This window comes from Streptomyces sp. NPDC088706 (assembly GCF_044752765.1).
Lineage (GTDB): Bacteria > Actinomycetota > Actinomycetes > Streptomycetales > Streptomycetaceae > Streptomyces.
Genome location: NZ_JBIVLW010000001.1, coordinates 91,062 through 111,637 on the forward strand (window position 1 = coordinate 91,062; position 20,576 = coordinate 111,637).

Here is a 20,576-nt window from a genome sequence, read left to right on the forward strand (position 1 = left end):
GCGTACGCGTTCAGCCGCCCAAGCCTAGACGCAATTGCCCGCATGCCACCCGGTTCGGGCGACCGACCACCGGCGTTCACCGGGGGTACGCGGACAACTCCCCTGCGGGGCAACGGGATTGCCGCACCCCACCCCCACGCATCACCCCGCCCGCATGCTGAGCGCGGGCGCGTACCGGCTCACGCCCCCGCCGGTCACGCCCGGGTGGTTCCGGACCCGTTCCCACAGCGGCGACGGGGAGCCGACCCCTTCACCGGGTGCGGCGAGTGCCGCGATGTGGTGCTCGGCGCTCTCCCACTCGGCGTAGTCGAGGACCCGGGTGCCGTCGGTGCTGACGTGGAAGTGCGCGGCGATGCCGCCCTCGGGCAGGTGGACGTCGTCGCCGAGCGCCTCGAACACGGCGTCCACCCAGTCCCGTTGCCGCGCCGGGTCGGGGCCGGCGAACTCCACGTCGACGATCACCACGCACCCGGGCTCACGGGTGTCGCCCCCGGGCCGGAGGCCGGAGCGGTACAGCTCGTACGTGCGGAGCCCCCGGCGTTCGATCCCGGGCACGGCGGCGTCGATGTCGGCGTCGCGGGCGTCGCGGCCCTCCCGGACGAAATCCTGATGGGCCTGTTCGCCGGTCCACTGGGAGTAGTGCAGCAGGGTCGCGCCGTCCTCGCCCGCGTAGACGCTGTACGAGAGCAGCCCCGGGTGCGGCCACGGCCGGCTCTCCCACGCCTTCCGGATGGCGTCGACGGCCTGCCGCTGCCGCTCCGGCGTACCCACGTCCCAGGTACCGGACTTGGCGATGCCGGCGTCGCTGCGGGCCGGGTCCGGGCGGTCGGTGAACTGCGCGGTCATGGTGGCACTCCCCTCTCGCGCGCCGGTCGGTGCGCCGTTGCCACCACCGTCACGCCTCAAGCCCGCTTGAGGTCAAGGGCGGTCATTCGGGCAGTTCGGCCCGCCAGGCCGTCATGTTCAGTTCGTCCATGTACCGGATGTCGTGGCCCTCCAGCGGGTGGACCCGCGCCCCCGCGTCCGGGGCGGCGGCCAGCTCCAGGGCGTCGGCCGTGATGAGCTCGCCGCCCTCCTGGGTGGAGACCCAGGCGAGCATCGACCTCGCGGTGGCGCCCGGCTTCAGGAGGAGCGCCTCGGGGCCCTGGTCGCGGCCGAGCTGGGAACCGGCCGGGTTGACCTTCACCGGGAGGCGCTCACCGTCCTCGCCGAGGACCTGGATCGAGGGGTAGCCGTCGACCCGGTAGGGCTTCGCGCCGCAGTTGGTCAGGGTCAGGACGACCGCGCGGCTCATCATCACGGCCTGCACCTCCCCCATGGTCACCACGGCTCCGGAGGCGGGGCAGCCGCCGGTGGGTGTCGGGGTGGGCGTCGGGTCGGGGCCCTGTGCCGGTACGTCGGTGACCGGCGGCGGGGGCAGCGCGCCGGCGGAAACCCCGGGGCGCGCGGACGCGGACGGGGCGGGGCTCCTCTCGCCCTCGCCGGCCGGGACGAGGAACCCCGAGCAGCCGGTCAGCGCCGAGGCGGCCGCCGCCAGCAGGACCGCCACCGAGCCCGGTCTCCGCATCCGCACCCGTTCCCGCGTCCGGCCCCGCATCCGCTCACCCATGACGCCCCCCATGTCGCCCATCTCCCGCCGCGACCCTCCGGCCGTACGCCGTCCGCGCGTTCGATCATGCCAGCGGCCGGGCGACCCCATGGCGCCGTCCCGCACTGTTCAGCAAACCTTGCCGGTCGGGGCAAGCAGATCTAAGTGGACCTTCACGGTCAGGGGGGCCGACACTGCGGACATGACTGCCACCGCACCCCGCCCCTTCGGCCGCACGCTCTGCGCCATGATCACGCCGTTCACCGCCACCGGGGCGCTGGACCTCGACGCCGCGCGCGCCCACGCCGCGCACCTGGTGGCCGAGGGCTGCGACGGGCTCGTGCTCAGCGGTACCACCGGCGAGTCCCCCACCACGTCGGACGTGGAGAAGTCGGACCTGCTGCGGGCCGTCCGCGCCGAGGTCGGTGCCGGGGTGCCGCTGCTCTCCGGCGTCGGCAGCGCGGACACCGCGCACGCGGTGCGCCTCGCGCGGGCGGCCGAAGAGGCCGGCGCGGACGGGCTGTTGGTGGCGCCGCCGTACTACAGCCGCCCGCCGCAGGCCGCCGTGGAGACGTACTTCCTGCGGATCGCCGAGGCCACCGGCGTACCGCTGATGCTGTACGACATCCCCGGCCGCACCGGCACCCGGATCGAGCCGGAGACCCTGCTGCGGCTGGCGGAGCACCCCCGCGTGGTCGCGGTGAAGGACTGCGCGTACGACCTGCTCGGCTCGACGAAGGTGCTGGCGCGCACCCGACTGGCGTACTACTCGGGGTGCGAGGAGCTGAACCTCCCGCTGTACGCGCTGGGCGGCGCGGGCTATGTCAGCACCGTCGCCAACGTGGCCCCGCGCCGGATGCGGGCGCCGCTGGACGCGTTCGACGCGGGGCGCACCGATGAGGCGGCCCGGCTCAACGGGCTGACGGTCCGGCTCACCGAGCTGATGATGGCGGGCGGTCTCCCCGGCACCGTCACCGTGAAGGCCCTGCTCGACGCGGGCCCGGTCCGGGAACCGCTGCAGCCCGCCGGCCGCGCGGCGGTCGACGGGCTGCGTGCGGCGTACGAGGAGTTGCTCGCCGCCTGAGACGGGTCAGTTGTGCGCGTGCAGGACCTCGTTCAGCCCGCCCCAGACCGCGTTGTTCGGGCGGGCCTCGACGGTGCCGGTGACCGAGTTGCGGCGGAAGAGGATGTTGGAGGCGCCGGAGAGCTCGCGGGCCTTGACGACCTGGCCGTCCGGCAGCGTGACGCGGGTGCCGGCCGTGACGTACAGCCCGGCCTCCACGACGCACTCGTCGCCGAGCGCGATCCCGACGCCGGCCTCCGCGCCGACCAGGCAGCGCTCGCCGATGACGATGCGCACGTTGCCGCCGCCGGAGAGGGTGCCCATGGTGGAGGCGCCGCCGCCGATGTCGGAGCCGTCGCCGACGACGACACCCGCGGAGATGCGGCCCTCGACCATCGAGGTGCCGAGCGTGCCCGCGTTGAAGTTGACGAAGCCCTCGTGCATGACGGTGGTCCCGGCGGCCAGGTGCGCGCCGAGGCGGACCCGGTCGGCGTCGGCGATCCGTACGCCCTTGGGGGCGACGTAGTCGGTCATCCGCGGGAACTTGTCGACCGAGGTCACCTGGAGGTGCAGCCCCTCGGCGCGGGCGTTGAGCCGGACCCGCTCCAGGTCGTCGACGGCGACCGGGCCGAGCGAGGTCCAGGCGACGTTGGCGAGCAGGCCGAAGAGGCCGTCGAGGTTCTGGCCGTGCGGCTGGACGAGCCGGTGGGAGAGCAGGTGCAGGCGCAGGTACGCGTCGTGCGCGTCCAGCGGCTTGTCCTCCAGCGAGGAGATGACCGTGGAGACGGCGACGACCTCGACCCCGCGCCGGGCGTCCACGCCGACGGCCTTCGCGGCCCCCTCACCGAGGCGGCCCGCGGCCTCGTCCGGGCTGAGCCGCTGCGTACCGGCCGGGCCGGGCTCGGGCTTGAGCTCGGGGGCGGGGAACCAGGTGTCGAGGACGGTGCCGTCACCGGCGACGGTGGCGAGGCCGGCGGCGACGGCGCCGGTGGTACGGGAAGGGGCCTGGGGTGTCGTGTCGGTCATGGACAGAAACCTAACCGGCCGGGGCACGGTCGGGCGAACCGGTCTCAGCGTGCGGCCCCTCCTCCACCACCCGCGTCCGCGGCCGTTCCTGTCGCCACTCCGGCCCCGCCCGCCAGCACCCGGGCCAGCATCTCGCGGGTGTAGGCCGCGTCGAAGGCGGAGCCGGTCAGCAGCACCTGGAGGCAGACGCCGTCCAGCAGCGCGACGAGGGCCCGCGCGGTGGCCGGGTCGGTGCGCGCGGACAGCACCTCGACCGCCGACTCGGTCCACTCGGCGGCGACGGGACGCAGGGCCGGGCGGCGCAGGGCCGCGAGGTACAGCTCGTACTCCAGCTCGATCGCGCCCCGCTCGCCCGCGAACCACTCCTCCAGCACCCGGGTCAGCTCGTCGGCGAGCCCGGCGGCCGAGTCCCCATCGGCTCCCGGCGGTACGGCGAAGGCGTCACTGTCGCGCAGCGCCTGGGCGAAGCTGTCGTCCGACCGGCGCAGGGCGGCGATCAGCAGCTCGTCCAGCGAGCCGAAGTGGTACGTGGTCGAGCCGAGCGGCACATCGGCCTCGGCGGCCACCGTACGGTGGCTGAGCCCGGCTATCCCGTCGGCCGCGATCACCCGCAGCGCGGCGTCGACGATCCGCGTCCGGCGCTCGGGGTCGTACCGGCGGGCCATCAGTGCGCCCCTCCCAGATTGAGCACGACGACCCCGGCCACGATCAGGGCGACGCCCGCGAGCTTGACCAGGCTGCCGGACTCCCCCAGGAACAGGATGCCGATGAGGGCGACGGCCGCGGTGCCGACGCCGGCCCAGATCGCGTACGCGGTGCCCACGGAGAGCGTCTTGAGGGTCTGCGCGAGCAGCGTGAAGGCGATGAGGTATCCCACCGCCGTGCCGATGGAGGGCCAGAGCCGGGTGAAGCCCTCGCTGTACTTCATGGCCGTCGTGCCGGCCACCTCCGCCGCGATCGCCGCGGCGAGCAGTCCGTATGCGTATCCCATGCGTACGAGTGTACGCATCGCTGCGTACGGATGTACATATCATCGGCCCATGTCGGGGGCGCTACGGTGTCCCGACCGATGGCACGACCCGTCAGCACGGGCCGACGACATGAGCGGAGAGACAGTGGCGCAGGATGCAGGGTGGGGCGGTGGCCCGCAGGGGGGCGCACCCCACGGTGGGGGGCCCTTCCACGGGGGAGCGCGAGGACCGGGTGGCTGGAGCGGCGGATGGGCGGCGCCGCCCAAGCCGGGAGTGATACCCCTGGCGCCGCTGAGGGTCTCGGACATGCTCAGCGGCGCCTTCTCGACGCTCGGGCGGTACTGGAAACCGTTGGTCGGCGTCGCGCTGACACTGTTCGGCGCGGCGACGGCGGTGATGGTCGTCGGGGCGGCCATCGCCTTCTCCACCGTCGCGGCCAGCTGGGAGGACCTGACCGGGCCCGGTGAGCCGGACACGGCACAACTGGTCCCGCTGGGCATCGCGTTCGGCGTCCTGGTGATCATCGGCACCGTCGCCTTCCTGCTCGCGTCGGCCGTCGTCCAGGCGGCGGTGCCCGTGGTCCTCCAGGAGGCCGTACTGGGCCGCCCGGTCCACTTCGGTACCCTCTGGAAGCGGGCCTGGTCGCGGGTCTGGGCCATGATCGGCACGGTGTTCCTGCTGGGGCTGACCGTCCTCGTCCCGATGATGCTCCTGATGACCTCCGTGGTCGCGGTGATGGTCTACTTCCTGACGATGGGCGACGCCGACGACGTCCTGCCGCTGCTGTGGATCGGCCTGCTCGGCACCTTGCTCCTCGGCCCGGTGGCGGTCTGGATCTGGGTGAAGCTCTCCCTCGCCCCGACGGTCCTGGTCTTCGAGGACCAGCGCCCGCTCGCGGCGCTCCGGCGCTCGGCCCAGCTGGTGCGCGGCAGCTGGTGGCGGGTCTTCGGGATCGGCCTGCTCGCCTTCGGGCTGGCGTCCATGGTCGGCTACATGATCCAGCTGCCGATCCAGGCGCTCGGCGCGATTCCTGGCTCCGTGGACCTCACGGGCACGGAACCGAGCGGCGGGGAGATCATCGGCCTGCTCGGCGGCCTGATGGTGCTGTCCATGATCAGCGGGCTGGTGAGCCAGCTCTTCTCGTCGATCTTCCCGCCGCTGGTGGTCGGCCTGCTGTACGTGGACCTGCGGATGCGCAAGGAGAACCTGGCCCCGGTCCTGGCGGAGGCCGCGGCGCGGACCCTGCCGGAGCAGTACGGGCCGCCGCCGTCCGCCGCCCCTGCGTAGCACGAACGGGACGACCCGGGCCCGGCCGCGTCCGGGCCCGGGTCACAGGGCGACCAGCCCCGTGAAGCCGTGGACCTTGACGTGTCCGCGAGCAAGATTGCCCCGTTCGACCGTCCCGCACCCGGCGGGTGGCTCTCCCGTCCGGATGAGTACGACGCGCTTGCCTGGTGGCGGTTCGACCGTCCCATCCGGTCCATGAGCGACATGCACGACCTTGCGAAGTGGGCGAAGCGGCACCGAAAGATGCTTGTCTTCGCCGAGGGCATCGGCGGGGGCAAGCTCGTCTTTGACCTCCGGAACCCGATGGACCCGGTCTCTGAGCTGATGATGGCCTTCCTTGCCTTCGCGGCTCAGGTCGAATCGCAGAGCATCAGCGACCGCGCTACCGGTGCCACGGCAGCCATTCGCGGAATGCCGCTCCGGTGGCGCGGTGCGCGACCCCCGTACGGTTATTTTCCTTCGCAGGGCGAGGGAGACCATTTCAAGTAAAGAGCTTTGGTCGGACTAGGTAGACTCAAGAACGGACCTGACCTCGGGGACATCGGCATACTCGGCGAGCCGCTCCAGAACTACCCGGACCCGCTGCGCTGTCCGCTCGCTGGCCACGTCTGCCGACAGTGAAAGCACCCGTTCCGCCGTGGCCGCAGCCTCCTCGGGTTCGTTCGCGTCGGCGTAGGCAACGGCCAACCACGAGAGATATAGCGCTAGTTCGCGTGTGTGCGTGGCGTCGTACTTCCCGAGGACTTCCCGCAGCAATGGGACAGCGCGGAGAGGCCGCCGCAATTCGGTGTAGACGCGCGATTCCATTACCCGCAATTCCCCGGCGTCCACCCAATACAGGTATGCCGGCTCCTCGGTTCCCTCGCTGTCCTCGGCCAATGCTTCCGATGCTTCCCCGAGGGCGCGCATTGCGTGCTGCGCATTCTCGGTTCCTCCCGCTTTCGTGTGGGCCCATGCCACCCGATCGAGATACAGCGCGCGAGCCTTTGCCGGAGCGTCCGGCCCGGCCCCGTCGAGAGCGACACGGGAAAGCTCTAGACCTTCCAACTCCCTTCCAGTGTTGCTGAGTTGGTAGGCCAGCGACCCGGCGAGATTCCCGGCCAGCGTCCGGTCCTCGGCCTGCGTCGCCGCGCTCAGACCTAGCCGGTAGATCCTCTCCGCCTCCGCGTGCTGGCCAGCGTCCGACGCGACCCATCCCGCAATCTGCGCCAACTCCGCAAGCTGCACTAGAAGTCGACATCCGGTCAGATCGGAGTAGCTGTGCTCTCGGAAGATGTGAACAGCCTTGCGAAGTTCTCGCAGCGCGGGCCGCATGAGGTCACCCCCGGCTAGCACGTCGTCGGCAAGCCGTAGGCCGTGCACCCGCTGTTGCATATCGGCCACCTGTCCCATACCGATACGGCCCCCTGTACGGACGCTCAGCTGCTCTAGCGGGTCCTCGGCGGGCAGAAAGTTGGTCAGCGTCGGAAGCGGCGGTTCAGCGGCCGTCTGTGGCGTCGTGAGCACTTCCACGGGGACAACCAGCACAGCAGCGAGGAACGGTAACCACTCGCGCGGCGTGCGCTTCCCTGTCTCCCACCGGCTTACCTCTTGGCGGCCGACCGGCTCACCGACCACGCCGGCCGCGCGGCACACCTCCCGCGCCAGCCGTGCCTGGCTCCAACCGAGACGTCGCCGCTCTCGCCGGATGTTGGCCCCGATTCCGCTGCTCATGTCTCCAGTCTGGCCGACAGTTGGCCGACAGCGGGCCGCTAGTCGGAGATCGATTACCGCCGGACGCTGGACCCCGTATTGCCGACAGAGGGAACGGCGGACCGATGACTACTCAGCAGAGCACCGCGACACTCACCGAACCGAAGCCGGTACCGGGGTGCGCGCACTGCGACAAGGTCGCGCAGGACCGAGACCGAGCCAAAGCGAACGGCGACGCAAGCAGCGTGAGTGTCTGCAACGTCAGGTTGCGCCGACACCTGGGGGACGCGCACAAGTGACCGCCCCCGTGACACCCCAAGGACAAACCCCGCATGTTCACCACCCGGTTTGCACGAACGGCCACGGACGTAACGACATGCGAGGCATGTTGGCTCGCCCCCGTCGAATGTGTCCGCTACGTACCACCGCCCCTCAACGAAACCGAAGGTCAGGCGAGCAACGTGGTACGCCTGACCTCCTTTGCTGGCCGTGCGCGGAGAGCGGATACCCCGTGCGCGTCGAGGTGTACCCGCCTTTCGGTATTTACGGGCTCACCGAACGCCGACAACAATCCGCAAGAAGAGGTAACCATGCCCCGCCGCTCCAAGACTGAGGTCGCGGAAGGCCGCGCCAACTTGCTGGAACACAAAGCCGACGTGATCAAGGCATACCGCGACGGTGCGACCCGGCAAGGCATCTGCCGTACCTGGGGCGTCGATGACAACTGGCTGACCGCACAGTTCGATGAATGGGGCGTCCGCGTACGTGGCCGGTCCGAAGCCGACGTCTCGCGTGGCCCTGGAGTCCCCCCGCGCTCCCCGAAGCGCATCGAACGCCTGCCCTCCTGATCTCCCGCCCCTGCCGACGCGACCGTATTCGAGGACTCCCCCGTACTCGATTCGGACCCGGCAGGGGCGGGGCTCCACCCCCGCCCGGTCGCTCTGCCCACCCCGTGAAGAAGGACAGGTGAGCGGCCGGACGGGTCGCAAGGTCCACAACACTCAACCGAGAGGAACCAGTTATGCAGCCTTGGATTCTGGGCAACTGTGACCATGAGTGGGTCGGATGGAGTGGCAAGCTGCGTTGCCGAAAGTGCGGCGCAACGCAGTAGTCGGCAAGTGTGAGGGGGGCCGGGCCACCGGTCCCCCTTCGGCTATTACTGAAGGTGGGAACTGTGTTTGAACGTCTCCGCTGGGAAGAGCTTCCGGCCGAGTTGCGCAACGCCATTGAATCCGACACGGGGGAGGTGACCGAATCACAGGTGATCGCCGAAGGGCTCAACTGCTCAGTCGCCTTGATGATCCGCACGCAGAAGCATGGCCCGCTCTTCCTCAAGGGGGTACGCGAGGGCACCGCAGGTGTTTACGCGCTGCGGCAAGAAGAACAGGTGAACACCGTTCTTGACGGAATCAGCGCCCAACTCCGCTACCGATTCCGGCTCGCCGGTTGGTTCTGCCTGACGTTCGGCTACGTGGACAACGGCCGACACGCAGACATGACCCCCGGGTCAACCGATCTCGACGGCATCGAGTTCGTACTCAACTGGATGCAACAACTCACCTTCTCGAATCCCCTGCCGTACGGCCGATTCCCATTCATCGTCCCCCCGCTGGCCGACCGGTTCGAAGGATTCATCGATGCCGACGAAACACGTGCGCTCAAGGGCAACAATCTGCTTCACACCGATACCCACCCCCACAACATCCTTATGTACGGGCCTCGGCAGAACCGGGCGTGCGTTGTGGACTGGGCAATGCCCGCCATCGGTCCCGCGTGGGTGGACCCGGCATGTACGGCTGTGCGCCTGATGGAGTTCGGGCACTCGCCCGCTGCGGCCCTGAAGTGGCTTGCGGGGTTCACAAGCTGGCAGTACGCGGACCCGGAATCGGTAAAAGCATTCGTGAACGCCACATGCCGTCAGTGGACGGCGCGGGTCGGAGAGAAGGACGCCCGATACAGCAACGGGAACTATGAGTGTCTTCTCGGCTTCCGTCAAAAGGCGAGGAAGCGCCCGGCACCACGGAAGCGGCCCCGCGCCATCTGAGCGCGGCACCGGCCCCGGTAGGCGTCTCGGGGGTTGAGGAACATCGGAACGAAAACCGGCGCTAAGGATCTGTCGGCCCTGGTGGGCGGCTGACGGAGCGTCGGCGATGGGGTCGGTCTGAAGTCCTTCCGCAGATAACGCCCTATTACCTGCGGGAAGGCTGATCGCGACCTGCGGAAACGGTCGTCAAGCCGTACATGACGCGGCTCTGTTATCTGCGGCAAGGGGAAAGTGGTGTCCGCCGTCGTACAACTGCCCGCGGGGAAGGCTCTGACCGTCCGCGCGGCGGCCGACGTCTTCCTCGATTCGCTCGGCAACCCGAACACGATCCGCAACTACGGGATCGGGGTAGGTAAGACCGCCGAGCGGCTCGGCGAGGGCCGGCCGCTGGCGGCCGTCGCGGACGACGAGATCGGCGAGGCCCTGGAACTGCTGTGGGGCAGCTCCGCGGTGAACACCTGGAATGCCCGGCGTGCGTCGGTGCTCTCGTGGCTGGGCTGGTGCGGTGAGCGCGGGTACGACGGCCCGGCGGTCCCGGCCTGGGCGAAGCGGCTCACCCCGCCGGACTCCGAGACGCCGGCCCGCTCGAAGATGGCGATCGACCGGCTGATCGCGCGGCGTGAGGTGCATCTGCGGGAGAAGACGCTGTGGCGGATGCTCCACGAGACCGTGGCCCGCGCCGAGGAGATCCTGGGTGTCAATATCGAGGAGCTGGATCTGCCGGGCGCCGCGCCCCGGTGAAGGCCAAGGGTGCCCGCCCTCGTACGCGTCGTCGCGGCGCCATCCGCGAAGCCTTCGTTCTGGAGACGGTCTACCGGGCGCGGGCACCGACCGGCTGCTGCCCCGCCTGCTCAAGGGCCGTACGCGCGGGCCGGTGTTCGTCACCCGCCGCAAGCCAGGCCCCGGCAAGGTTGTCAGCCCGCGCGACATCTGCCCGGACACTGGGCTCGCCCGGCTCTCCTACGGGCAGGCCCGGATGTTGCTGGACGAGCACACGGCCCTCGGCGGTGAGCCGGGCACGGGCTGGGATCTGCATGAGTGGCGACACTCCGGCCTGACCCACCTCGGCGAGGGAGGGGCGAGCCTGCTGATGCTGATGGCGAAGTCCCGGCACAAGAAGGCGGAGAACGTACGGAAGTACTTCCACCCCTCCCCGGAGGCGATCGCCGACGTTACCAGCCTGCTCGCGCCCGGGCGATCGCCGACGCTGACCGAGGGCGGGGTACTTTCCCAGAATTGGGGACCAGCGGTACAACCGCAGGCACGAGCGGATGAGTCCGCGTCGTCCACACCGCCTCGCCCCATCACGCACCGATAGGCCCAAGGCTCTTCTCGGACACGGAGGGTTCGGGAGGGGCGGGGTCCGGTGTATGGGGCCGGCTAGTGCATCAGCTCGGAGTGGGGGTGCTCTGGCGCTGCCGGACAGACGTAGAGCTGCTGGTCGTAGCCGCTGCCGATCTGGACGGCGGTCGGTTGCCTTGGAGCAGGGTTGGTGCCGAGGGGCGCGACACGGGCATCGCGGGGGACGCGACCGCGGTCGTGCACCTCAATGCCTTGGGCGCGGAAGAAGTCGATCACGGCCTGACCTTCCGGCCCAGTGTGGCGGGAGGACGGACCGGTGTGTTCTCGGTCTTCGCGAACTTCGTTCGGGAGCCAGCTGCTGTCGTCGTCGCCCTCGAACGTGGCGATGGTCAGTAGGGCATCCATGTCGCTGCCGCAGGCAGGGCAGAGCCGGGGGGTGGGGTCGGTGGCGCCCCAGCGAGGCCAACCGCCGACCTTCCAGCCGGGTGCGGCGGCCAACTCACGGTCGTAGAACAACTCCGGGGACGACGCGTAGTCGTCGACATCCGTGACGGCTGCCTGCCATTCGCTCCAGGCCCCGAGCTGCTCCCGTCGTTCCTTGCTCAACTCCAGGTGGTCGGGATATTCGGTGACCTGCTCCGGGTTGAGCAGGCACGGCTCGGGCAGGTAGCCGTCGGACCGCATCGCGGGCGGTTCGGGGGGCGTGTTGAGGATGTCGCTGACCGTGGCTGCCGACCGCCAGAACAGCGTGGTCCTGGGCATGGCCTGGTGGTCGAAGGGGCACCACAGGACCTGGAGCAGGTCAGCTCCTTCAGGTGTGTGCAGAGCGGGCACGTCCCGTCGGTACAACTGAGCGACGGGCAGCATCGCCATGGAACCCTCATACGGGGCGAACGCCGACTTCAGCGGATTCTCCCGAGGGGGACGGATCCGCTGAAGGGTCTCTCGTTCCTGCGCGGTCAAGCTCCTGTCGCGCGAGGCGGCACGGATCTGCCGTTCCTGTCGCACGTCCGCCGGGGACAGGGCCGGGCGCGTTGTGTCCCTCACATGAGGTCCGTCGCAGTGCGGCCACGGCTCGTTGGCGGGCCATAGCAGCGGTCCGCCGATGGAACTGTCCTGCGGTGACGGAGACCCGGGGCGGGGGTGCAACCGGGTCGCCGTACGTGCCAGCGGGCCCAGTTGAGGGAAGAGCGCGGTGACGTCGAACGGCCGTGGTGGAGTGGTCGGAGTGCTGTTCTTAGCCGCGATCTTGCCAACTCACTCTGACAACGCTCGCAGTCACCTCGGAGCAACCTCTCCCCAGGCGAAACCTTGCAGGGTTGACCTGCACCTCTGAGGTATTCAAACCTCACTTAGGTTTCCTGATTCGCCTCTAGCTGTGAGCCCGGTGAGATGGGTCGTCAGCGTCCCGTGCCGCTGACGACCCATCACCGAGTGTCATTCCTCGTCGGCGGCGTCCGGATCACGCAGCGGACGCGGGCCCCCGGGCAGGTCGGGGAGTTGGAAGGAATACCGGCCGAGCATGTTGATGTGATGGCGGACGAACGGGGAGAGGCGAGCCACGTCCTCGTCGCGGACGTCGAACCCGTCCTCGCGCAGCTGAGTGACGGCGGCGTCCATGTATCTCGTGTTGAAGAGCACCAGGGCGTTGAGGACCAGTCCGAGGGCGCCGATCTGGTCTTCCATGCCGTCCTGGTAGCGCTGGTAGAGCTGTCCGGCCCGGCCATGGAAGATCTTCCGGGCGAGCGCGTGACGGCCCTCTTGGAGGTTGGCCTGCACCTTGATCTGCCTGCGGTATCCGGGCTCGTCGGCCAGACGCAGGATGTGCGGGGTCTTGGCGATCCGCCCGTAGTACGCGATCGCGTCGCCGAGCGGGGTGGGGCGGCCGTCCCGGGACAGCATCCGGATCACGTCGCAGGCGCGTACGGCCCCGGTGTGGATGGAGCCGATGATCCGCAGGATGTCCTCCCAGTGCCGCTCGATCCGGGCGAGGTCGACCCGGCCGCGGGCCGCGTCCTGGAAGGCGCCGTAGTCAGCGGCGCGGTCAATGCGCCAGGGTCAGCGTCGTCCAGGAAGAAGAATCGCTCCAGCTCCGTACGGGACGGCGCACCGCGAAACGCCGCATACGCGGCAGCCTGCTCATCCGTCAAGAACTCAACCGGCACCCCGGGCCCCCGAAAGGCGAGGTGGTACAAGCGAACGGCCATGCCGGACAATGTGTCCGGCCGGCACGGCGGCCGCACCACGGAACACACACATCATCAGAAAGATCGCATGAAACGACTGCTCATCCACCGGATCGCACCCGTCCCGCTGCTTCTGCAGGTCGCGTACCTCGGCTTCTTCGTGCTGCTGTTCGCACTCCGGTTCCCCGACACCGCCGAGCTCGACCACACCGACCCGTCGCCCGTCGCCCACACCCTGGTCAACGGGCTGCTCCTGGCGTTCGTGCTGCTGGCCGTCGGCGGGGCGGCGTTGCTGGGCCGGGAGGACGTACGGGCCCGGGTGCCGGGCGGCGTACGGACGGCGTGGCTCGTGGTTCTCGGGGCCACCGAGGCCGTGGTCGCGGTGCCGTTCGTGGACTCGGCCCTGCGGGAGTCCCCGGGGCCGGACAGCCTGATCGCGGTGGTGGCCGTCGCGGCCTGTACGGGCATCGCGCTGGCCTGTGCCGGTGGGGTGCGGGACGGCTCCCGCGCTCTGCGGCCCGCGCCTCCCGCACGCCCGGGCACCTGAGCACCTGAGCACCTGAGCACCTGAGCACCTGAGAGGGAACGCGAACGGCCGTGTCCGCCACAAGGACTGGCGGGCACGGCCGTTCGCGTTGTACCGGAGAGCGCGGGATCAGACGTTGAAGCCGAGCGCGCGGAGCTGCTCGCGCCCGTCGTCCGTGATCTTGTCCGGGCCCCACGGCGGCATCCAGACCCAGTTGATCCGGAGCTCGTTGACGATGCCGTCCGTGGCGGACTTCGCCTGGTCCTCGATGACATCGGTCAGCGGGCAGGCCGCGGACGTCAGGGTCATGTCGAGGGTGGCGATGTTGGCGTCGTCCACGTGGATGCCGTAGATCAGGCCCAGGTTGACGACGTCGATGCCCAACTCGGGGTCGACGACGTCGTACAGCGCCTCGCGGACCTCCTCCTCGGAGGCCGGCTTCATGGTCGCGGTCTCGTTCTCGCTCATGCGGTCTTCCCTTCGGACAGCGCCTTGGCCGTCGCGTCCTTCCACGCCATCCAGCTCAGCAGCGCGCACTTGACCCGGGCGGGGTACTTGGAGACACCGGCGAACGCGACCGCGTCCTCCAGCACCTCCTCCATCGCGTCGTCCGGCTCCAGCTGGCCCTTGGACTGCATCAGCTCCAGGAACGCGCCCTGGATCTTCTGCGCCTCGGCCAGCTCCTTGCCGACGAGCAGCTCGTTCAGCACGGAGGCGGATGCCTGGCTGATGGAGCAACCCTGGCCCTCGTAGCTCACGTCGGCGATGGTCTCACCGTCGTACTTCACCCGGAGCGTGATCTCGTCGCCGCACGTCGGATTGACGTGGTGCACCTCGGCGTCGCCGTCCCGCAGGCCGCGCCCGTGGGGGTGCTTGTAGTGGTCCAGGATCACTTCCTGGTACATGGAATCAAGCTTCACCGTTGCGTCCTCAGCCGAAGAAGTTCCGGACGTGCTCCAGGCCGTCCACCAGTGCGTCGACCTCGGCGGGCGTGGAGTACAGATAGAAAGACGCTCGCGTCGTCGCGGGAATTCCGTACCGCAGGCAGACCGGGCGCGCGCAGTGGTGGCCGACCCGGACGCAGATGCCCAGCTCGTCGAGGACCTGGCCCACGTCGTGCGGGTGGATGTCGCCGAGCGTGAAGGAGATCGCCGCGCCGCGGTCCTCGGCCGTCGACGGGCCGATGATCCGCAGGTCCGGGACCTCCAGGAGGCGCTTCACCGCGTACTCGGTGATCGCCTTCTCGTGGCTGTGGATCTTCTCCATGCCGATCGAGGAGAGGTAGTCCACGGCCGCGCCGAGGCCGACGGCCTGGGCGATCGGGGGCGTACCGGCCTCGAACTTGTGCGGCGCCGGGGCGTAGGTGGACGAGTGCATCGACACGGTCTCGATCATCTCGCCGCCGCCGAGGAACGGCGGCAGGTCCTCCAGGAGCTCCTGCCGTCCCCAGAGCACGCCGATACCGGTCGGGCCGACCATCTTGTGACCGGTGAAGGCCACGAAGTCGGCCTGGAGCGCCTGCACGTCCAGCACCATGTGCGGAGCCGCCTGCGAGGCGTCGATGCAGACCAGCGCGCCGACCTGCTGGGCGCGGCGGATGATCTGCTCGACCGGGTTGACGGTGCCCAGGATGTTGGAGACCAGCGTGAAGGAGACGATCTTCGTCTTCTCGGTGATGATCTCGTCGATGTTCGACAGGTCGAGCCGGCCGTCGTCGGTGATGCCGAACCACTTCAGCTTCGCGCCGGTGCGCTGCGCGAGCAGCTGCCACGGCACGATGTTGGAGTGGTGCTCCATCTCCGTGGTGACGATCTCGGTGTCGCGGTCCACCCGGTAGGGCTCGTCGGCCCAGCCGAGCATGTTGGCCACGAGGTTGAGCGACTCCGAGGCGTTCTTCGTGAAGATCACCTCGTTGCGGCTCGGCGCGTTGATGAAGGCCGCGACCTTGTCACGGGCGCCTTCGTACAGCGCGGTGGCCTCCTCGGCGATCGTGTAGACGCCTCGGTGCACGTTCGCGTTGTGGCGCTCGTAGTACGTGTTGAGCGCGTCGAGGACCTGGCGCGGCTTCTGCGAGGTCGCCGCGGAGTCCAGGTAAACGATCTTCTTGCCGTCGTGGACCGTGCGGTCCAGGATCGGGAAGTCCTTGCGGATCGCCTCGGTGTCGAGGAGGCCGGTGAGCCCCTGTCGGGCGTCAGTCACGCTGCTGCACCTCCTGAGTTCCCTCCGTTCACGGGGCCACCCTTCGTGTATGCCTCGTAGCCCTCGTTCTCCAGCTGGTCGGCCAGCTCGGCACCGCCGGAGGCCGCGATCCGGCCGTTGGCGAACACGTGCACGAAGTCGGGCTGGATGTACTTCAGGATGCGGGTGTAGTGGGTGATCAGCAGGGTGCCGACCTCGCCGGTCGCGCGGACCCGGTTGACGCCCTCGGAGACGGTCTTGAGCGCGTCGACGTCCAGGCCGGAGTCGGTCTCGTCCAGGACGGCGATCTTCGGCTTGAGGAGCTCCAGCTGGAGGATCTCGTGGCGCTTCTTCTCACCGCCGGAGAAGCCCTCGTTGACGTTGCGCTCGGCGAAGGACGGGTCCATCTGGAGCTCGGCCATCGTCTCCTTGACCTCCTTGACCCACGTACGCAGCTTGGGGGCCTCGCCGCGGACGGCGGTGGCGGAGGTGCGCAGGAAGTTGGAGACCGAGACACCGGGGATCTCGACCGGGTACTGCATGGCGAGGAACAGGCCGGCGCGGGCGCGCTCGTCGACGGACATCTCCAGGACGTCCTCGCCGTCCAGGGTGACCGTGCCGCTCGTGATCGTGTACTTGGGGTGACCGGCGAGCGAGTACGCGAGGGTGGACTTGCCGGACCCGTTGGGGCCCATGATGGCGTGGGTCTCGCCCTGCTTCACGGTCAGGTCGACGCCCTTGAGGATCTCCTTCGTGGCGTTGTCGGCCTCGACGGAGACGTGCAGGTCGCGGATTTCAAGCGTTGCCATGGGTGACTCAGGACTCCTGGGTGACGGAGACGAGCACATCGTCCCCTTCGATCTTTACGGGGTATACGGGGACGGGGCGCGTCGCGGGAAGGCCCGACGGCTTGCCGGTGCGGAGGTCGAACGACGAACCGTGCAGCCAGCACTCGATCGCACAGTCCTCCACCTCGCCCTCCGCGAGCGACACGTTCGCGTGCGAGCAGATGTCGTTGATCGCGAACACCTCGCCCTCGGTACGGACGACGGAGACCGGTGTGCCGTCGAGCTCGACCCGTTTCGGGGTGTCGTCCTCCAGCTCACTGAGCGCGCACGCCTTGACGAAGGCCATCAGACGGACGCCTTCAGCTCTGCCTCGATCTTGTCGAGCAGTCGCGCCTCCACGTCCGGCAGGCCGATCTGCTGGACCAGCTCGGCGAAGAAGCCGCGCACGACGAGGCGGCGGGCCTCCTCGGCCGGGATGCCGCGGGACTGGAGGTAGAAGAGCTGCTCGTCGTCGAAGCGGCCGGTCGCCGAGGCGTGGCCGGCGCCGACGATCTCGCCGGTCTCGATCTCCAGGTTGGGTACGGAGTCGACCCGGGCGCCGTCGGTGAGGACGAGGTTCCGGTTCATCTCGTAGGTGTCGGTGCCCTCGGCGGCGGCCTGGATGAGGACGTCCCCGATCCAGACGGCGTGCGCGCCCTCGCCCTGGAGTGCGCCCTTGTACACCGCGTTGGACTTGCAGTGCGGGGTGTTGTGGTCGACCAGGAGGCGGTGCTCCTGGTGCTGGCCCTTGTCGGTGAAGTACAGACCGAAGAGCTCCGCCTCGCCGCCGGGGGCCGCGTAGGCCACCCGCGGGTGCAGACGGACGAGGTCGCCGCCGAAGGTGACGACGATCGACTTGAAGGAGGCGTCCCGGCCGACCAGCGCGTTGTGCTGGCCGACGTGGACGGCCGTGTCGTCCCAGTCCTGCACGGAGACGACGGTCAGCTTGGCGCCGTCACCGAGGACGTAGTCGACGTTGGCGGCGAGCACCGCGTCACCGGTGTGGTCGATGACGACGACGGCCTCGGCGAAGGCCTTCAGCTCGATGAGCTGGTGGCCGTAGGCGGTGCCGCCCTCACCGTGCACGGTGATCCGGACCGGCTCGGTGAGCACGGCCTCCTTGGCGACCGTGACGACCGAGGCCTGCTCGAAGGAGGAGTACGCCTGGGCGGCGACCCGGTCCACCGGCGTACCGGCCTTGCCGAGCCGGGCGTCGTCGCGGCCGACGGTCTCGACGGTGACGCCCTCGGGCGCCTCGATCGCGACCTTCACGCCGCCGCCGTTCGCTACCGCGGTGCCGTCGTGCAGCCCGCGCAGCCGCTCCAGCGGGGTGAAGCGCCACTCCTCCTCGCGGCCGTGCGGGACGGGGAAGTCCGCGACGTCGAAGGACGGGGGTGCGCTCATGCGCGTGGCGACGGTCGACTCGGCGGCCACCGCGATGGAGCCGGCGGTGGTGGAGCCCACCGGAGTGTTCTGAGCCTCAGCCATGGCTGTCGTAGTGCTCGCTTTCTCAGTCAAGAAGGGGGGTGGTTCGGTGGGGCGGGGACGGCCGCAGCGCGGCCGTCCCCAAGGGGGCCTCGGATCGAGGACCTAGCCGACCGAACCCTCCATCTGCAGCTCGATCAGCCGGTTGAGCTCCAGGGCGTACTCCATGGGCAGCTCCTTGGCGATCGGCTCGACGAAGCCGCGCACGATCATCGCCATGGCCTCGAACTCGGTGAGTCCGCGGCTCATGAGGTAGAAGAGCTGGTCCTCGGAGACCTTGGAGACGGTCGCCTCGTGGCCCATCGACACGTCGTCCTCGCGGACGTCGACGTAGGGGTAGGTGTCCGAGCGCGAGATCGTGTCGACGAGCAGAGCGTCGCAGAGCACGTTGGACTTCGCGCCCGGCGCGCCCTCGCCGATCTCGATCAGACCGCGGTAGGAGGTACGGCCGCCGCCTCGCGCCACCGACTTGGAGACGATGTTGGAGGAGGTGTTCGGCGCCATGTGGACCATCTTGGCGCCGGCGTCCTGGTGCTGGCCCTCGCCCGCGAAGGCGATGGAGAGCGTCTCGCCCTTGGCGTGCTCGCCCATCAGGTAGACGGCCGGGTACTTCATGGTCACCTTGGAGCCGATGTTGCCGTCGACCCACTCCATGGTCGCGCCCTCGTAGGCCACGGCCCGCTTGGTGACCAGGTTGTAGACGTTGTTCGACCAGTTCTGGATGGTCGTGTAGCGGCAGCGGCCGCCCTTCTTCACGATGATCTCGACCACGGCGCTGTGCAGCGAGTCCGAGGAGTAGATCGGCGCGGTACAGCCCTCGACGTAGTGGACGTAGGCGTCCTCGTCGACGATGATCAGCGTCCGCTCGAACTGGCCCATGTTCTCCGTGTTGATACGGAAGTAGGCCTGGAGCGGGATCTCGACGTGGACGCCCTTGGGCACGTAGATGAACGAGCCGCCGGACCACACGGCCGAGTTCAGCGAGGCGAACTTGTTGTCACCGACGGGGATGACGGTGCCGAAGTACTCCTTGAAGAGCTCCGGGTGCTCCTTCAGCGCGGTGTCGGTGTCCATGAAGATGACACCCTGCGCCTCCAGCTCCTCGTTGATCTGGTGGTAGACGACCTCGGACTCGTACTGCGCGGCGACACCGGCGACGAGGCGCTGCTTCTCCGCCTCGGGGATGCCGAGCTTGTCGTAGGTGTTCTTGATGTCCTCGGGCAGGTCCTCCCAGGAGGCCGCCTGCTTCTCCGTGGACCGCACGAAGTACTTGATGTTGTCGAAGTCGATGCCCGACAGGTCCGAGCCCCAGTTCGGCATGGGCTTCTTGCCGAAGAGCTTGAGGCCCTTGAGCCGCAGCTTCAGCATCCACTCGGGCTCGTTCTTCTTGTCCGAGATGTCGCGGACGACAGCCTCGGAGAGGCCGCGCTTGGCCGCCGCGCCTGCCGCGTCGGAGTCGGCCCAGCCGAATTCGTACGTACCCAGACCCTCGAGCTCAGGGTGGGCAGTCTCCGTGGGGAGCGTCATGCGGGGTTCCTCCCGGCCGTGCTTGCAGATGCTGAATGGGTGGTCTGTGGGGGTGCTGCGTGGCCGCTGCGCGGCACGTACGTCGTGCACACGCCGTCGCCGTGGGCGAGGGTGGCCAGACGCTGCACATGGGTCCCGAGGAGGCTGGAGAAGAATTCCGTCTCCGCCTCGCACAGCTGTGGGAACTGCTCGGCGACGTGCGCCACCGGGCAGTGGTGCTGGCACAGCTGTTCGCCCTGCTGCGGGCCCGGCGCGCTGCGCGCCGTAGCAGCGTACCCGTCGGCGCTCAGCGCCCTGGCAAGGGCCTCCGTGCGTCCTTCGGGCGCCGCGGCCTCGACCGCGGCGCGGTACGCCTCGCCCGTCGCCGCCATCCGGGCACGGGCGAAGGCGGTGACCGCCTCGTCCCCGCCGGACTCGGCGATGAAGCGCAGGGCGTCCGCGGCCAGCTTGTCGTAGGACTGGTCGAAGGCGTCCCGGCCGCAGTCCGTCAGGGCGAACACCTTGGCGGGCCTGCCGCGGGTCCGCGCCCCGTAGACCCGCTGCTCACGGGCTTCGACGACATCGTCGGAGACGAGGGCGTCCAGGTGGCGGCGGACGGCGGCCTGGGTGAGGCCGACGCGCTTGGCGAGATCGGCCGCCGTGGACGGACCGTGGTCCAGGATGGAGCGCGCGACCCGGTTGCGCGTCGAGCGCTCACCGGTCGCGAGTTCCTCCTGAGGAGCTCCGCCGTCGTATTTCACAACACCATTGTTGCGTAATTCATTCGGCCATGACAACCACGGTCCGGAACGATCTACGGTGTGGTTCGTCACTTAGGGTTACCTAATCTGGCCCCGGGAGAGGGTTCGTCCCCACCCCTGCCTAGACTTACGCG

21 protein-coding genes and 2 pseudogenes are annotated in these 20,576 nt (G+C 69.3%); 7 read left to right on the forward strand and 16 right to left on the reverse strand.

Annotation, left to right across the window (positions count from 1 at the left end):
- Positions 1 to 141: 141 nt before the first annotated feature.
- Together ACIQAK_RS00455 and ACIQAK_RS00460 are read right to left on the reverse strand one after the other, a co-directional pair.
- A complete protein-coding gene (locus ACIQAK_RS00455; RefSeq protein ID WP_366388500.1) occupies positions 142 to 846 on the reverse strand; it encodes an antibiotic biosynthesis monooxygenase in 705 nt (234 codons plus the stop codon).
- 82 nt (positions 847 to 928) lie between these two features.
- Positions 929 to 1,630, reverse strand: a complete 702-nt coding sequence (locus tag ACIQAK_RS00460) for a DUF4232 domain-containing protein (protein WP_401847742.1) — start codon at positions 1,628 to 1,630, stop codon at positions 929 to 931.
- A 160-nt stretch (positions 1,631 to 1,790) separates the two neighbouring features.
- On the opposite strand from ACIQAK_RS00460, the gene ACIQAK_RS00465 reads away from it, so the two are divergent.
- Positions 1,791 to 2,672, forward strand: coding sequence for a 4-hydroxy-tetrahydrodipicolinate synthase (locus tag ACIQAK_RS00465; RefSeq protein WP_366388499.1), 882 nt, complete (start codon positions 1,791 to 1,793; stop codon positions 2,670 to 2,672).
- 6 nt (positions 2,673 to 2,678) lie between these two features.
- On the opposite strand, the gene dapD is transcribed toward ACIQAK_RS00465, so the two are convergent.
- Genes dapD through ACIQAK_RS00480 form a run of 3 tightly spaced genes read right to left on the reverse strand, consistent with a single transcriptional unit; the run spans position 2,679 to position 4,668 of the window.
- Positions 2,679 to 3,677 carry a 2,3,4,5-tetrahydropyridine-2,6-dicarboxylate N-succinyltransferase gene (gene dapD, locus ACIQAK_RS00470; RefSeq protein WP_366388498.1) on the reverse strand — a complete coding sequence of 333 codons (999 nt, stop codon included), beginning with the start codon at positions 3,675 to 3,677 and terminating at the stop codon, positions 2,679 to 2,681.
- Positions 3,678 to 3,721: 44 nt separating this feature from the next.
- Positions 3,722 to 4,342: a TetR family transcriptional regulator gene (locus ACIQAK_RS00475; RefSeq protein WP_366388497.1), complete on the reverse strand. Its 621-nt coding sequence runs from the start codon at positions 4,340 to 4,342 to the stop codon at positions 3,722 to 3,724.
- The gene (locus ACIQAK_RS00480; RefSeq protein ID WP_366388496.1) at positions 4,342 to 4,668 is read right to left on the reverse strand and encodes a multidrug efflux SMR transporter; all 327 of its coding nucleotides are present in this window, start codon (positions 4,666 to 4,668) and stop codon (positions 4,342 to 4,344) included. Before ACIQAK_RS00480 ends, ACIQAK_RS00475 begins: the two co-directional genes overlap by 1 nt.
- Before the next feature lie 286 nt (positions 4,669 to 4,954).
- Here ACIQAK_RS00480 and ACIQAK_RS00485 point away from each other — a divergent pair, with 286 nt between their 5' ends.
- Entirely contained in the window at positions 4,955 to 5,935 is a 981-nt protein-coding gene (locus ACIQAK_RS00485) for a hypothetical protein (protein WP_366388495.1), read from the forward strand.
- Positions 5,936 to 6,004: 69 nt separating this feature from the next.
- A complete protein-coding gene (locus tag ACIQAK_RS00490) occupies positions 6,005 to 6,424 on the forward strand; it encodes a recombinase family protein (protein WP_366388494.1) in 420 nt (139 codons plus the stop codon).
- A gap of 15 nt (positions 6,425 to 6,439) precedes the next feature.
- On the opposite strand, the gene ACIQAK_RS00495 is transcribed toward ACIQAK_RS00490, so the two are convergent.
- Positions 6,440 to 7,648, reverse strand: a complete 1,209-nt coding sequence (locus ACIQAK_RS00495) for a helix-turn-helix transcriptional regulator (RefSeq protein ID WP_366388493.1) — start codon at positions 7,646 to 7,648, stop codon at positions 6,440 to 6,442.
- Positions 7,649 to 8,217: 569 nt separating this feature from the next.
- On the opposite strand from ACIQAK_RS00495, the gene ACIQAK_RS00500 reads away from it, so the two are divergent.
- From ACIQAK_RS00500 to ACIQAK_RS00510, 3 genes and pseudogenes are all read left to right on the forward strand, one after another.
- The gene (locus ACIQAK_RS00500) at positions 8,218 to 8,475 is read left to right on the forward strand and encodes a hypothetical protein (protein WP_366388492.1); all 258 of its coding nucleotides are present in this window, start codon (positions 8,218 to 8,220) and stop codon (positions 8,473 to 8,475) included.
- 326 nt (positions 8,476 to 8,801) lie between these two features.
- Positions 8,802 to 9,671, forward strand: a complete 870-nt coding sequence (locus tag ACIQAK_RS00505) for a phosphotransferase (RefSeq protein ID WP_366388491.1) — start codon at positions 8,802 to 8,804, stop codon at positions 9,669 to 9,671.
- Between the two features lie 234 nt (positions 9,672 to 9,905).
- Positions 9,906 to 10,866: pseudogene (locus ACIQAK_RS00510) on the forward strand (site-specific integrase); the annotation flags it as partial.
- 185 nt (positions 10,867 to 11,051) lie between these two features.
- Here the strand turns inward: ACIQAK_RS00510 and ACIQAK_RS00515 are convergent.
- Positions 11,052 to 11,846 (reverse strand): hypothetical protein, encoded by a 795-nt coding sequence (locus tag ACIQAK_RS00515; protein WP_366388490.1) that lies wholly within the window; start codon positions 11,844 to 11,846, stop codon positions 11,052 to 11,054.
- Between the two features lie 564 nt (positions 11,847 to 12,410).
- Positions 12,411 to 13,028 (reverse strand): annotated as a pseudogene (locus ACIQAK_RS00520) (Tn3 family transposase); the annotation flags it as partial.
- 219 nt (positions 13,029 to 13,247) lie between these two features.
- On the opposite strand from ACIQAK_RS00520, the gene ACIQAK_RS00525 reads away from it, so the two are divergent.
- The gene (locus ACIQAK_RS00525) at positions 13,248 to 13,706 is read left to right on the forward strand and encodes a hypothetical protein (protein WP_366388489.1); all 459 of its coding nucleotides are present in this window, start codon (positions 13,248 to 13,250) and stop codon (positions 13,704 to 13,706) included.
- A 108-nt stretch (positions 13,707 to 13,814) separates the two neighbouring features.
- Here ACIQAK_RS00525 and ACIQAK_RS00530 read toward each other — a convergent pair whose 3' ends face one another.
- The 8 genes from ACIQAK_RS00530 to ACIQAK_RS00565 form a co-directional block, all read right to left on the reverse strand.
- Positions 13,815 to 14,153, reverse strand: a complete 339-nt coding sequence (locus tag ACIQAK_RS00530; RefSeq protein WP_015607822.1) for a metal-sulfur cluster assembly factor — start codon at positions 14,151 to 14,153, stop codon at positions 13,815 to 13,817.
- Positions 14,150 to 14,605 (reverse strand): Fe-S cluster assembly sulfur transfer protein SufU, encoded by a 456-nt coding sequence (sufU, locus tag ACIQAK_RS00535; protein WP_366388488.1) that lies wholly within the window; start codon positions 14,603 to 14,605, stop codon positions 14,150 to 14,152. Before sufU ends, ACIQAK_RS00530 begins: the two co-directional genes overlap by 4 nt.
- A 10-nt stretch (positions 14,606 to 14,615) precedes the next feature.
- Positions 14,616 to 15,884 (reverse strand): cysteine desulfurase, encoded by a 1,269-nt coding sequence (locus ACIQAK_RS00540; protein WP_366388487.1) that lies wholly within the window; start codon positions 15,882 to 15,884, stop codon positions 14,616 to 14,618.
- On the reverse strand, positions 15,881 to 16,672 hold the full coding sequence (sufC, locus tag ACIQAK_RS00545) for a Fe-S cluster assembly ATPase SufC (protein WP_366388486.1): 792 nt from the start codon (positions 16,670 to 16,672) through the stop codon (positions 15,881 to 15,883). The genes ACIQAK_RS00540 and sufC overlap by 4 nt, the downstream gene beginning before the upstream one ends.
- 7 nt (positions 16,673 to 16,679) lie before the next feature.
- Positions 16,680 to 16,997 carry a bifunctional 3-phenylpropionate/cinnamic acid dioxygenase ferredoxin subunit gene (locus tag ACIQAK_RS00550; protein ID WP_366388485.1) on the reverse strand — a complete coding sequence of 106 codons (318 nt, stop codon included), beginning with the start codon at positions 16,995 to 16,997 and terminating at the stop codon, positions 16,680 to 16,682.
- Complete coding sequence (sufD, locus tag ACIQAK_RS00555; RefSeq protein ID WP_366388484.1) at positions 16,997 to 18,178, reverse strand: Fe-S cluster assembly protein SufD; 1,182 nt, start codon at positions 18,176 to 18,178, stop codon at positions 16,997 to 16,999. Before sufD ends, ACIQAK_RS00550 begins: the two co-directional genes overlap by 1 nt.
- Positions 18,179 to 18,280: 102 nt before the next feature.
- Entirely contained in the window at positions 18,281 to 19,702 is a 1,422-nt protein-coding gene (gene sufB / locus ACIQAK_RS00560; protein ID WP_366388483.1) for a Fe-S cluster assembly protein SufB, read from the reverse strand.
- Positions 19,699 to 20,442 carry a metalloregulator ArsR/SmtB family transcription factor gene (locus tag ACIQAK_RS00565; RefSeq protein ID WP_366388482.1) on the reverse strand — a complete coding sequence of 248 codons (744 nt, stop codon included), beginning with the start codon at positions 20,440 to 20,442 and terminating at the stop codon, positions 19,699 to 19,701. Before ACIQAK_RS00565 ends, sufB begins: the two co-directional genes overlap by 4 nt.
- Between the last annotated feature and the right edge of the window lie 134 nt (positions 20,443 to 20,576).

Coding starts and splice junctions, on each gene's coding strand:
- ACIQAK_RS00485 (WP_366388495.1), top strand. CDS start 4,955: ATGCTCAGCGGCGCCTTCTCGACGCTCGGGCGGTACTGGAAACCGTTG.
- ACIQAK_RS00455 (WP_366388500.1), bottom strand. CDS start 846: ATGACCGCGCAGTTCACCGACCGCCCGGACCCGGCCCGCAGCGACGCC.
- ACIQAK_RS00530 (WP_015607822.1), bottom strand. CDS start 14,153: ATGAGCGAGAACGAGACCGCGACCATGAAGCCGGCCTCCGAGGAGGAG.
- ACIQAK_RS00495 (WP_366388493.1), bottom strand. CDS start 7,648: ATGAGCAGCGGAATCGGGGCCAACATCCGGCGAGAGCGGCGACGTCTC.
- ACIQAK_RS00465 (WP_366388499.1), top strand. CDS start 1,791: ATGACTGCCACCGCACCCCGCCCCTTCGGCCGCACGCTCTGCGCCATG.
- ACIQAK_RS00475 (WP_366388497.1), bottom strand. CDS start 4,342: ATGGCCCGCCGGTACGACCCCGAGCGCCGGACGCGGATCGTCGACGCC.
- ACIQAK_RS00500 (WP_366388492.1), top strand. CDS start 8,218: ATGCCCCGCCGCTCCAAGACTGAGGTCGCGGAAGGCCGCGCCAACTTG.
- ACIQAK_RS00460 (WP_401847742.1), bottom strand. CDS start 1,630: ATGGGCGACATGGGGGGCGTCATGGGTGAGCGGATGCGGGGCCGGACG.
- ACIQAK_RS00480 (WP_366388496.1), bottom strand. CDS start 4,668: ATGGGATACGCATACGGACTGCTCGCCGCGGCGATCGCGGCGGAGGTG.
- sufD (WP_366388484.1), bottom strand. CDS start 18,178: ATGGCTGAGGCTCAGAACACTCCGGTGGGCTCCACCACCGCCGGCTCC.
- ACIQAK_RS00525 (WP_366388489.1), top strand. CDS start 13,248: ATGAAACGACTGCTCATCCACCGGATCGCACCCGTCCCGCTGCTTCTG.
- ACIQAK_RS00515 (WP_366388490.1), bottom strand. CDS start 11,846: ATGGCGATGCTGCCCGTCGCTCAGTTGTACCGACGGGACGTGCCCGCT.
- sufC (WP_366388486.1), bottom strand. CDS start 16,672: ATGGCAACGCTTGAAATCCGCGACCTGCACGTCTCCGTCGAGGCCGAC.
- ACIQAK_RS00550 (WP_366388485.1), bottom strand. CDS start 16,997: ATGGCCTTCGTCAAGGCGTGCGCGCTCAGTGAGCTGGAGGACGACACC.
- dapD (WP_366388498.1), bottom strand. CDS start 3,677: ATGACCGACACGACACCCCAGGCCCCTTCCCGTACCACCGGCGCCGTC.
- sufB (WP_366388483.1), bottom strand. CDS start 19,702: ATGACGCTCCCCACGGAGACTGCCCACCCTGAGCTCGAGGGTCTGGGT.